The 10,880-nt window shown below is 59.8% G+C and carries 11 protein-coding genes; 3 read left to right on the top strand and 8 right to left on the bottom strand.

All coding sequences use genetic code 11. The annotated features are described in order from the left end of the window. The 7 genes from Q0K07_RS04255 to Q0K07_RS04225 form a co-directional block, all read right to left on the bottom strand. The coding region (locus Q0K07_RS04255; protein ID WP_294556866.1) for a succinylglutamate desuccinylase/aspartoacylase family protein at nucleotides 1-260 on the bottom strand (260 nt) is incomplete at its 3' end. Next, nucleotides 257-1,195: a M14 family metallopeptidase gene (locus Q0K07_RS04250; RefSeq protein ID WP_294556863.1), complete on the bottom strand. Its 939-nt coding sequence runs from the start codon at nucleotides 1,193-1,195 to the stop codon at nucleotides 257-259. The genes Q0K07_RS04255 and Q0K07_RS04250, both read right to left, overlap by 4 nt. Then, nucleotides 1,192-2,019: a transglutaminase domain-containing protein gene (locus tag Q0K07_RS04245; protein ID WP_294556860.1), complete on the bottom strand. Its 828-nt coding sequence runs from the start codon at nucleotides 2,017-2,019 to the stop codon at nucleotides 1,192-1,194. The genes Q0K07_RS04250 and Q0K07_RS04245 overlap by 4 nt, the downstream gene beginning before the upstream one ends. After that, nucleotides 2,016-2,696 carry an alpha-E domain-containing protein gene (locus Q0K07_RS04240; protein WP_294556856.1) on the bottom strand — a complete coding sequence of 227 codons (681 nt, stop codon included), beginning with the start codon at nucleotides 2,694-2,696 and terminating at the stop codon, nucleotides 2,016-2,018. The genes Q0K07_RS04245 and Q0K07_RS04240 overlap by 4 nt, the downstream gene beginning before the upstream one ends. A 32-nt stretch (nucleotides 2,697-2,728) precedes the next feature. Further along, complete coding sequence (locus tag Q0K07_RS04235; RefSeq protein ID WP_294556854.1) at nucleotides 2,729-4,072, bottom strand: circularly permuted type 2 ATP-grasp protein; 1,344 nt, start codon at nucleotides 4,070-4,072, stop codon at nucleotides 2,729-2,731. Nucleotides 4,073-4,532: 460 nt separating this feature from the next. Next, nucleotides 4,533-6,173, bottom strand: a complete 1,641-nt coding sequence (coaE, locus tag Q0K07_RS04230) for a dephospho-CoA kinase (protein ID WP_294556851.1) — start codon at nucleotides 6,171-6,173, stop codon at nucleotides 4,533-4,535. Further along, nucleotides 6,166-6,570, bottom strand: a complete 405-nt coding sequence (locus tag Q0K07_RS04225; RefSeq protein ID WP_294556847.1) for a PaaI family thioesterase — start codon at nucleotides 6,568-6,570, stop codon at nucleotides 6,166-6,168. Before Q0K07_RS04225 ends, coaE begins: the two co-directional genes overlap by 8 nt. Nucleotides 6,571-7,048: 478 nt before the next feature. Here Q0K07_RS04225 and Q0K07_RS04220 point away from each other — a divergent pair, with 478 nt between their 5' ends. The 3 genes from Q0K07_RS04220 (at nucleotide 7,049) to Q0K07_RS04210 (ending at nucleotide 9,879) form a co-directional block, all read left to right on the top strand. Then, nucleotides 7,049-7,369, top strand: a complete 321-nt coding sequence (locus Q0K07_RS04220; RefSeq protein WP_294556845.1) for a zinc ribbon domain-containing protein — start codon at nucleotides 7,049-7,051, stop codon at nucleotides 7,367-7,369. Between the two features lie 8 nt (nucleotides 7,370-7,377). After that, nucleotides 7,378-8,676 carry an adenylosuccinate lyase gene (purB, locus tag Q0K07_RS04215; protein WP_294556841.1) on the top strand — a complete coding sequence of 433 codons (1,299 nt, stop codon included), beginning with the start codon at nucleotides 7,378-7,380 and terminating at the stop codon, nucleotides 8,674-8,676. 147 nt (nucleotides 8,677-8,823) lie between these two features. Next, a complete protein-coding gene (locus Q0K07_RS04210; protein ID WP_294556838.1) occupies nucleotides 8,824-9,879 on the top strand; it encodes a L,D-transpeptidase family protein in 1,056 nt (351 codons plus the stop codon). 113 nt (nucleotides 9,880-9,992) lie between these two features. On the opposite strand, the gene Q0K07_RS04205 is transcribed toward Q0K07_RS04210, so the two are convergent. Then, nucleotides 9,993-10,664 carry a GntR family transcriptional regulator gene (locus tag Q0K07_RS04205; protein WP_294556836.1) on the bottom strand — a complete coding sequence of 224 codons (672 nt, stop codon included), beginning with the start codon at nucleotides 10,662-10,664 and terminating at the stop codon, nucleotides 9,993-9,995. Nucleotides 10,665-10,880: the final 216 nt, after the last annotated feature.

Below are 10,880 nucleotides of genomic sequence, written 5' to 3'. Positions count from 1 at the left end.
AAACGCTTGCCGATGTTCATGGCAAAGGGGTTGGCCGAGGGAATGATGAGAATCTCATGCCCGGGCATGAGTTCGCCCCGCTCTTCCAGATCCTGAAGGGTATGGACGAGGCGCGAACACACGAACTGCTGCTGCAGCTCGTCGCCGCGCATGGCACCCACAATGGCCAGACTCTTCTTGCCGGAACCGAAACGGAAGCCGTGGATGCGGAACTCGTCGCGGAACGGGGACGGCATGACGAAAAGGCGTTCACGTTTCATACCTTGTTCTCCCTGTACACCCGGGCCAGAAGGGAACCTTCATACACCACGGGATACGCCCGTATGGTGAAGACGAAGCCCGGCTGTTCCACGGCTACTTCCTGAAGCACCGCGCCGCGCAGAGGATCGACGATGCGCCCTATGGGCTGCCCCGCCTCCACCTGATTGGACTGACGGATGAGCGGAATGAACACGCCCGAGGCGGAAGCGTTGATGAACTCCACCGTGCCCTTTGTGGAAAGAATGGTCCTGTGCCCGGCCGGAGGATCGGGCACCTCGCCCTTCCATACGCCGAGATGACGCATCACATTCAGGATGCCGTCCACGAGCTGATCGCCGTAGCTTTTGGTGATGCGCATGCCCACGCCCATTTCCACCACCAGGGTGGGCGTGTCCAGGGCGTTGAGCGAATAGGCCAGCGTGGCTTCGAGCACGGTGGCCGCCTCATGCACCCACAGAAAATCCAGATTCAGATAGCGGGCCAGCGGAACGAGCTTTTCCGCCGTGAGCTGATTGATGCGGACCTGCGGCACCTCATAGAGGAAAATATTGCTGGAATGGATATCCAGGACAAGATCCGCCCCCTTCAAATCCTCGATCAGGTTATAGGCCGTGTTCTCCGCCATGCTGCCCATGGGATCGCCGGGGAAGATGCGGTTCATGTCCAGATCGAAATTGGGAATGCCGCGCGTGATGGAATCTATGCCCAGGGGATTGAGGGCCGGATAGATTTCCACGGTGCCGTCCAGCATGTCGGGATGTTCCTGCAGAATACTGCCTATGCGGTAGCAGATGTACTGCCCCTCCAGCTCGTCGCCGTGGGTGCCGGTGACGATGCAGATGCGCTTCTTCCCGGAACCTCCCGAAATGCTGTTCTTGCGGATGAGCAGGTGCTCATCCACGGGCAGTTCCGTGGATATGACGGTTTTTATCATACTTCTTCCACTTTGATGGCTAGGGTGTTCTGCTGCGCGGCCCGGCCCGTGAACACGCCCCGGTTCACGGGGCAGTCGGCGCTGTCGCGGCCGTGGGCCACCTTGATGCAGCCGCAGCTCAACAGGCGGTTGTTGGCGGGATCCAGACCTCTCCACACGCCCTGATCGAAAAATTCCACCCAGGCATGACCGGCCCCCTCCCCCGCAAGATAGCCGCAGGCATAGCGCGCCGGGATACCGGAGCAGCGCAGCAGGGAAAGCAGGATGTGGGCGTAGTCCTGGCAGACGCCCTGCCCCAGCGCAAAGGCCTGCCCGGCTGTGGTGTTCACCGTGGTGGCTCCGGGCACATAGCTCATGTGCCGGTACACGGCATCGCACAGGGAAAGCGCCCTTTCCAGCACCTTTCCGCGGGGAAGAGAACCCTCGCAGCTCTCCTCGGCCGCACGGAGCGGAACCTGCCCGGCGAAGCGTTCCATGTCTGCATCGGGCCGGGTCAGGGCCGTGTGCTCCAGAAACATGTCATGCGCCGTGCCGCAGATGCGGTACGGCGTCTGCCGCATCACCCCTTCGGAAAGGATGCTGAAACGGCAGTGCGCCCCGGCGACATAGCCCCACTGCACGGCGTTGCCGAAGGCGTCGCGGCCGTGACAGACGGGCAGGGAAAGCTCCTCCCCGTCCTCCCGCACCACGCTCACGCGCACGAAGGCCCGCTCCGCCCGCTGGAAAGGTTCCTCCTTCGGCATGCACCGCAAAAGCCAGGAATGGGCGGATACCGGTGTGGAAAAAAGGATGTCGCTCTCGTAGCGATAGAAAAACTGCTTCATACCAGAACCAGGGAATTCAACGATCGAAGCACGTCGGGAATCTTCTTCCCGTAGTTGCGCCCGTCGGAGAATATCTCCCTGAGCTCGTTTCTGCAACGGTCGTTCACCATGTCCTCCATGTGACCAAGGCGGTGATCCAGGCTTTCCCACTCTGCGGCGATACGCTTGAACGGGTAATCGAACCTTGAATATATATCAATATATTCAACGTGTTTGCCAACAAACAGCATGTCGAGGGTGGCAATGTTGGTCACATGCTGGAACACCGATCCCCAGAAGGAAAGGATGTAGTCGGTGATGGGCTGGAGGCGGACGATGTTGATGTCCTGCTTGTGGCGGCAATGGTTGAGCGTGGCCACGCAGAGGTTCACATAGCTGATGGAGGCCGTGGTCAGTTCCTCGCGCAGCACGATGCTGTTGTCGTTCAGACATTCCAGGCAGTACTGAAGGGAACCGGGCGTATTCTCAAAAAGATGCTGATACAGAAAGGCTTCCCTGTCGGAAGGGCAGTCCCTGAGGGAAAGCTTGCGGCAGTAGATCTGAAGCGCGTCTTCCCGGCCTTCGTCCAGGCACAGGTCGTAGTAGCGGCGCAGAAAGTGGAGCTGGGCGAAGAGTCGTTCGGCGTAACGGCCTAGCCAGAAGAGATGATTCGCCTTGGCGGGAGATATGGAAGACATGGCGTATCCTTTCGTATGACGGGGGAAAGGTTCTAGAACTGCTTCGGAAGCGACTGATGATCACGCATGACCCAGGTATCCTTGAAGCCGCCTCCCTGACTGGAGTTGACCACAAAGGAATCCGCCTGACGGGCAAAACGGGTCAGTCCGCTCTTCCAGACCACCGTGCTGTCGGCGGAAGAAAGCACAAAGGCGCGCAGATCCGCCTTGCGGTAGACCACGCCCCTGTCTTCCATGGTTTCCAGATCCTTGAAATTGATCACTTCCTGAGCAATCCAGCGGCGCGGTTCGGAACGGATGAGTTCCTGCAGCTTCTCCAGACGGTCGCGCTCAAGGTCGCGCCCGAACACCACGCCGTACCCACCGGCCTCGCTCACGTCCTTGATGACCAGCTTTTCCGTGTTGTTCAGCACATATTCCCTGTCCTGTTCATAATAGGGCAGGTAGGTGGGCGCGTTCTGCAGAAGGGCCTTTTCGCCGAGATAGTATTCCACCATGCGCGGCACGAAGTAATAGAGGCCCTTGTCGTCGGCCACGCCGTTGCCGGGGCTGTTCAGCACGGCCACATTGCCCGCGGCATAGGCCTGCATCAGGTTGGGCACCCCCAGAAGGGAGGTCGGCTCAAAGACCATGGGGTCGAGATATTCGTCGGACACGCGGCGGTAGATGGCGCCGACCAGTGTTTTTTCATGGAAAATGCCCTGATAGTACACATGGTTGTCTTCCACGATGAGATCGCCGGGGAAGGCGAGGACGGCTCCCGTGCGTTCCGCAAGATAGGCATGCTCGAAAAAGGCGGAATTGTAGCGCCCCGGCGTGAAGACGACATTCAGCCCGCCGTTGACGTTCATGCTGTCCATGGTGTGCTTCAGCAGATCGGGATAATTGCGGTTGTCCTCGATGTGATTGGCGGTAAAGGTTTCCGGGCTGACCTTGCGGGCGATGGAACGGGCAATGAGCGGATAGGACGCGCCGGAAGGAATGCGGAGATTGTCTTCCAGAACGAACCAACTCCCGTCCCGGGCCTGCACCAGGTCGATGCCGGCGATGTGGGCGAATATGCCGTGAGGCGGCCGTATGCCCTCGCACTGGGGAAGGTAGCCCTTGGAGGCATAGACGAAGGATTTCGGGACGACGTTGTTTTTTATGATGTTCTTTTCGCCGTAGATGTCGGCAAGGAACAGATTGAGTGCTCTGACGCGCTGCGACAGCCCCTTCTCCAGATAGGCCCACTCTTCGGGAGTGATGACGCGGGGTATGGGATCGAAGGGAAAAAGCTGTTCCTTGAACTTTCCATTTTTGTAGATTCCGAATCGCACGCCATAGCGTTCCAGCCAGTTGTTCACAGCTTCGCGGCTTTCTACCAGTGAATACATGTCAGACTCCTGCTAATATGTTCCTGGTAACAATTATGCAAAAAGCAGGCTGTTTTGTCCAAAAAAAATGCCCGGAAGGGGCATCTTTTTCCCTGCAGCCGGAAAGCTGAAATAGATGAATAAAAAAAGAATGTTATTATCCCTGACCTGTGCAGGGCCTCTTATTGTGCAGACGGGCTGAAAAAGCCGCATCCTCCCGGAACAATAAAGAAAAACAACGAGCGGAAGGCGGATCCGGCGCCCCGGTCTTCCTTGTCTTCCGCGCCGATGCGCTCCATGCAGAGAACATGCCCGCCTCTTGCAGGGCACGGAAGAGGCACACGCAGGAAAAAGGCTTTCCCTCAGAAAAACATGCTCATGGATTCCGCGGTATTAAAAGAAATGCTCCGTATCCGGCAGAGCGCTTTCATCCAGGCCGCAGAAAAACGGCGCGTCTGCGCCGTCACCTGCAACGCGGCACTCAGTCGGGTATCTCCCCGCTCCACAGGCCGCGCCATGTTTCCACAAGCGCCTTCTCTTCCCTCTGTTCTCTTTCCTTCAGTTCCGCCAGAAAGCGCCCCACTTCCGCATCCAGCTCCTCCAGCGAGCCCGCGTTGCGGATGAGAAGGTCGGCAGCGGCGATCTTCTCATCCTGCTTCCACTGCCAGCTTTCCACGGCGGCGATTTTTTCCGCACTCCAGCCGCGCGTTCTCTGCAGGCGCTCGTGCCGCACCTCATCGGGGCAGACGATGACCGTGATGTCCGCCCCCGGGCATGTCCACCCGGTTTCAAACCACAGCGGCACCTCGGCCACGGCCGCTTCCCTGCCCTGAGACTCTGCCTTCTGAAAAAACTCGTCCATGGAGGCACGCACCAGAGGATGTATGAGGCGTTCCAGTTCCCGGCGCATGCCGGGAGTGCCTGCCAGAAGGCTGGTCAACGCCGCCCTGTCCACCGTGCCGTCGGCCCGGAAAAAGGCCTCGCCGAAGCGCCGGCGCATGAGAAGCCAGCCGTCGGCGCCGGGCTGATACTGGACCGCCACGGCCTTGTCCGCACTCCATACGGGAATATGACGCTCTTCCAGCTTCTCCAGCACGGCGGACTTGCCGCAGCCGGGCATGCCGGTAAGTATGACGCGCCGCGTCTTCTCTTCCAGCGCCAGCATGGCTCTGGGAAAATCGTCGGGAGGGGGCGCGAGAAAGCAAAGCGGTCTGCCGCTGACGGGGTGCTCGAACTCCAGTTTCCATGCATGCAGCAGCTGCCGTGCCGCCGGAGAATGCCTGTCTTCGCGGCCGTACACGGCATCGCCCCACAAAGGAAAGCCCGCCTGGGCAAGATGCACGCGGATCTGATGGGTACGGCCGGTGAAAATCCGCACGGCAAGCAGGGCAAAACGACCGGAAGGCGAAGCGTAAAGCGTGCTCCACTTCGTGAGGGCGCTTCTGCCCCCCTTCTCTTCAGGAACAACGGCCATGCGCGTTTTGATGACGGGGTGCCGCCCTATGGGAAGATCGCTCCCGCCCTCTGCCGACGGCACGCCGCGCGTCACGGCAAGATAGGTCTTGTGCACCCTGCGTGCGGCGAAATCTTCGATGAGGCGCAGCCGCGCTCTTTCCGAAAGGGCGATGACGACCAGGCCGGAGGTATCCTTGTCCAGACGGTGCACGATGCCGGGCCTCGGCCCCTCCTGAAGGGCAAGACCGGGGAAGCGCGCAAGCAGGCGATGCACCAGCGTGCCTTTCGGGCAGCTCGGACAGGGATGCATGGTCAGCCCCGCAGGCTTGTTCACCACCGCGATATCCTCATCACTGTACACGATATCGAGGGGGCCTTCCTCGGCCGTCAGCTCCTCCGAGGCTCCGGGCAGGCGCAGGGTCACGCTCCAGCCCGGCCTGACGCGCGTATCCGCATCCGTGCAGATTGCGCCCTCCACCGTGCAGCGCCCCTGTTCCACCAGTTTTTTCAGACGACTGCGGGAAAAATCCGCAACGGAGCCAAGAAAAGCGTCAAGGCGCATCTTCCGCGCGTTTTCAGGCACGATGAAGACGCGCTCCTCATCCCGGATCTCTTCTTCCGTCAGGTCCTCATCCCAGACCCCGGTCGGCAGCGTATGTTCACTCATGCCCTTCTCCGGCCTTCAGCCTCTTGATGATGTATCCGGTCATGACGGCCCTGGCGATGGTTCTGCCCGCAGCGTCGTACACCTGAATGTCGAACACCGCGAGGGTGCTGCCGAGCTTCACCGGACAGGCTCTGGCCCGCAACGGCCCGCACTCTCCGGGAAAAAGATAGGAAATGGAACACTGCGCACTCACGCATACAAGGCCCGCCCCCCGGCAGGCGGCGGCAAAGGCCATGTCGGCCAGGGTGAAGATGGCTCCGCCGTGGGCCTTGCCCAGCGAATTTCTGTGGCGTTCGTCCAGCGGCATGGACACCTCGCCCCTGCCTTCCGCGTCAAATCCTTCCAGCTCTATGCCCAGAAGACTGGAGAGCGTGCCTTCGGTGATGACTTCGTTCATGATTCCCCCGTAATGTATGCTGCGGCGTACAAGCATACGCGCGGCCATTTCCCCTGACAAGGCCGGCCGGAAACGCCGCATCCGGCCCGGCCTTCCTGTACAGGGATGTTCCGCCGCCCGGAAAAACTCCCGCGCGCAGGGGAGAAAAAACGCAGGAAAAAAAACAGGCGTCCGGCACGGACGCCCTTCTTTCACTGGACAGCGCCCGCCGGAGAGTTTATATCTTCTGGATACATTTTCTTTTAAGGAGCAATCTCATGGCCCATAAAAAGATCGAACGTGCCAAGGAACTTGATCGCCGTCGCCATCGTCGCGCTCAGCGCATCAAGGAACGCATCCACGAAGCCAAGGCCGCTGCCAAGAAGTAAGCCTGGCTGCTTGTGCCTGCGGCCTTCCGGTTGCAGAGTAGGTTTGAGGCGTGTCGGCTTTTCGTGCGGACACGCCGTTTCTTTTTTTCTGTCCCAACCCTTTTTTTCCCATGCCTATCTACGAATACGCCTGCCCCAAATGCCGCAAGACCTTTGAAGAATGGCTGCACTCCAGCGACGACGCCGAAACGCAGCCCTGCCCTGATTGCGGTGAAATCTGCCACCGCGTTCTGTCCAACACGTCCTTCATCCTCAAGGGCGGCGGCTGGTTTGCCTCCTCCTACGGGCACGGCACAAGCAATCTTTTCGACAAGAGCAAGGGCGTTCCCGCCGTTTCCGACAGAAAGTCGGAAGAAAGCGCGCCTTCCACCCCCAAAGCCGAAAGCCCGGCCCCCGCGAAAAGCGCGGACACGTCCGCCGGAACAAAATAGAGGCCATCATGATAGAGCGTTACTCCCGGCCGGAAATGGCCCGTCTCTGGACACTGGAAAACCGCTACCGCTACTGGTTCAAGGTGGAGCAGGCCGTATGCCGCGCCTGGAACGAACAGGGTGTCATTCCCGATGAGGATCTGAAGAACATCCTGAAGGATGTGGACTTCGATGTGGACAAGATCCTTGAAATCGAAGAAGTGACCCGCCACGACATCATCGCCTTCCTCACCTATCTGGAACAGAAGATAGGCCCCTCCGCACGCTTCATCCACCTCGGCTGCACCTCTTCCGACATGGTGGACACCGCCATGGCTCTGCAGATGGTGGAAGCGGGCAGAATGATCCTCGACGACTTCGACCTCGTACTCGGCACGCTGAAGAAGTTCGTGCGCGCCCATCAGGGGCTCATCTGCATGGGCCGTTCCCACGGCGTGCACGGAGAACCCGTGACCTACGGCTTCAAGTTTGCGGGATTCTACGCGGAATTTCTGCGCGACAAGAAGCGCTTTGCGGACGCGGTGGAAGACATCCGCACCGGCAAGCTCTCCGGCGCCATGGGCACCTATACCGTCATCACCCCCGCTGTGGAAGCGCGCGCCTGCGAGCTGCTCGGCCTGAAGCCCGACATCATCTCCACCCAGATCGTGCAGCGCGACCGCTACGCCCATTACTTCACCTCCCTGGCCATTGCCGCGGGCACGGTGGAACGCATCTGCGTGGAGCTGCGTCACCTTCAGCGCACGGAAGTGCACGAGGTGGAGGAAGGCTTCGCCAAGGGGCAGAAGGGTTCTTCGGCCATGCCCCACAAGCGCAACCCCATTTCTGCGGAAAACATGTGCGGCCTTGCCCGCGTCATCCGTTCCAACGCCTTCGCCGCTCTGGAAAACCAGGCCCTGTGGCATGAACGGGACATCAGCCATTCCTCGGTGGAACGCATCATCACTCCCGATTCCACCATTCTCATGGATTATGTGCTGCACCGCCTGAACCGCCTGATCGAAGGCCTGCGCATTCTGCCGGAAAACGTGGAACGCAACCTCTGGGGCAGTTATGGTCTCTTCTTCTCGCAGAGAGTGCTCACCGCGCTCATCGAGAAGGACATGCCCCGTCAGCAGGCCTATGTGGTGGTGCAGAAGCGCGCCATGGAAAGCTGGGAAACCCACAAGTCCTTCCCCGACCTCATCCGTGCCGATGAGGAGATCAAGGCCCATCTCTCCCCCGCCGAACTCGACGCCATCTTCGACATCAGGCATTACACCCGCTATGAGTCCGAAATCGTCGACCGCGTGCTTGCCGAAGAGTAAGACCACGAAAAAAGCATGAAAAGAGCGCCGCTTCCTCCCCGGATGCGGCGCTCTTTTCATACGGCATTGTCTTCCCGGACGATTTCTCTTAAAATGCAGGCGGCGCTTTTCTGCGCCTCCACATCTGCCCCCTTCAAGGAGATTCCCTTGCCAAGGTTCCTCTTTGTTCTTCTCGCCTGTCTTCTGCTCCCGGCCACGGCCCTTGCCGACTGGACGGCCCGCCTCTCCTCCTGCGCGCCGGAGTACTTCCTTGCCGCAGACAAAAGCCGCAAGCTGCTCTTTCAGGTAGAGCACCGGAAGAGTGCGCCCGAAATCACCCGGACCTTCGACTGCATCCACGGCCGCAGAGAGGGCGACAAGCAGAAGGAAGGGGATCTGCGCACCCCGGAGGGCGTGTATTTCATCACGCACAAGATAGAGCGGAAGCTCGATTTCATGGAATACGGGCCCCACGCCTTCAACCTCAATTATCCCAACCCCGCCGACCGCCTGCGCGGCAAGACCGGCGGCGGCATCTGGCTGCACAGCAAGGGGCAGCCCATTGAAGGACTCACCACCCGGGGCTGCATGGCCATAGACATGTACGAGATCGAAGACCTCGTGCCCCTGCTCATTCCGGGTACGCCCGTCATCGTGGCGGAACACCTGGAAGGCGCCCCCTTTGAAAGCGCGCAGAAAAGCGGCGACGCTCCCGCGCCCCTGCCCGCGCCTCTTCCCCAGGGCGAAACAGCCGTGTTCCATTCCCCTGAGCACGCCGCCGAGCTGTGTCCTCCGCCCGGGCAGAATGCCGGACAGAGCGCATGCCCTCCCCTTGCCGGTTCTTCCGCATCGCCTGCTCCGGAGGCCGCCCTGCTCTCTTCCGAAGAGTCGGTGCGCTGCAGAACGCTGCTCTGGATGGATCGACGCCTCCGGCAGACCGACGACATCGTGGAGCTTTACGACAGGAAAAACTATCCCCGCGCCGGACGGGAAAAATTCTCCTCCCTGAAAAAGCGCCTCCGTTCGGAATTCAGCCGCCAGAAGGATCTTTTCCTCGACAAGGAAGGCATACGCCTCATGGAGGGGCCGGGCTACTGGGTTTCCTGCTTCATCAAGAGCTATGAGCACAAGGGCGTGCTCCATCACGGCCTTCAGGCCCTGTACTGGCTGCCCGACGAGAAGGGAGAATTCTTCATCATAGGCGAGGTGTGGATCTCAAACTGAGCCGCCTCAGACGAAGGAGCCGTGCGGAAATTCCGCACGGCTCCTTCGTTACCAGACCTTCATGGACAAAAAGCGGCGCCATGCCGCGCGACGCTTCCGCAGGAAAAATCCCGTCACGCCTCCCCGTCGGAGCCTTCGTGCACCAGCTCGGAAAGACGCTGCCCCACTTCGTTATAGTGGTCGCGCAGCACCATTTCGATGTGCATGAGGTCTCTGCCGTGCACGGCCTCGGCAATGAGGTGATGCCGGTCGTAGAATTCCTTGGGCGTGAACAGGGTGCGCCAGTAGGTATAATAGAGAAACTTGGCAAGGGAGGAACAGGACGTGCGCGCAAGCTCGATGAGGCGCTCGTTGGTGCAGGCGGAAAGCAGCGTCATGTGGAACGCTTCGTCTATTTCGGTGAGCGTGTCGAGGTGTACGGCATAATTCACCTGTTCATCCAGCCGGCGCACCACGTCGGCAAAAGCGCTCTCCTCCTTCTCCGTCCAGAGGTGAAGAGACTGCGCCACGGCAGCGCCCTCCAGAATGCCCGCCACCACATAGCTGTCGTAAATTTCCTTGGCGCTCATGGAACGGACATACTTGCCCTTCTGGGGTTCGGAACTGATGAGCCCCTGATGCGCCAGCATGAGCAGCGCCTCGCGGATGGGCGCGCGGCTGATGTTGAGTTCTTCCGATATCTGCGCCTCGCGCACGGGCTGACCGGGCTTGAGTGCCCCGGAACGGATGAGATTGCGGATGTATGCGGCGGCCTGTATACTATAGGTTTCTTTTTTGAACTGCATGGCTGATGAAGGTTTTCCGGTGAACGCCGCTCCGCCCTGCGGAAGCGCACGCAAATGTGAAAAAGTTCCTCATCCAGCTTACACATGAAATGCCTCATCTTTCAACCGCTACTGTGGCCTGTGGCGAAAAAAAAGTGCTCAGGACATGTTCTGAACATCCGGCGGAGCCTTTTTTCCACAGCGCGCCGCATGGTTTTCCGTATGCCGGCATAGGGA

The organism is uncultured Mailhella sp. (genome assembly GCF_944324615.1).
Lineage (GTDB): Bacteria > Desulfobacterota > Desulfovibrionia > Desulfovibrionales > Desulfovibrionaceae > Mailhella.
This window is presented reverse-complemented; position numbering and strand designations above follow the sequence as displayed.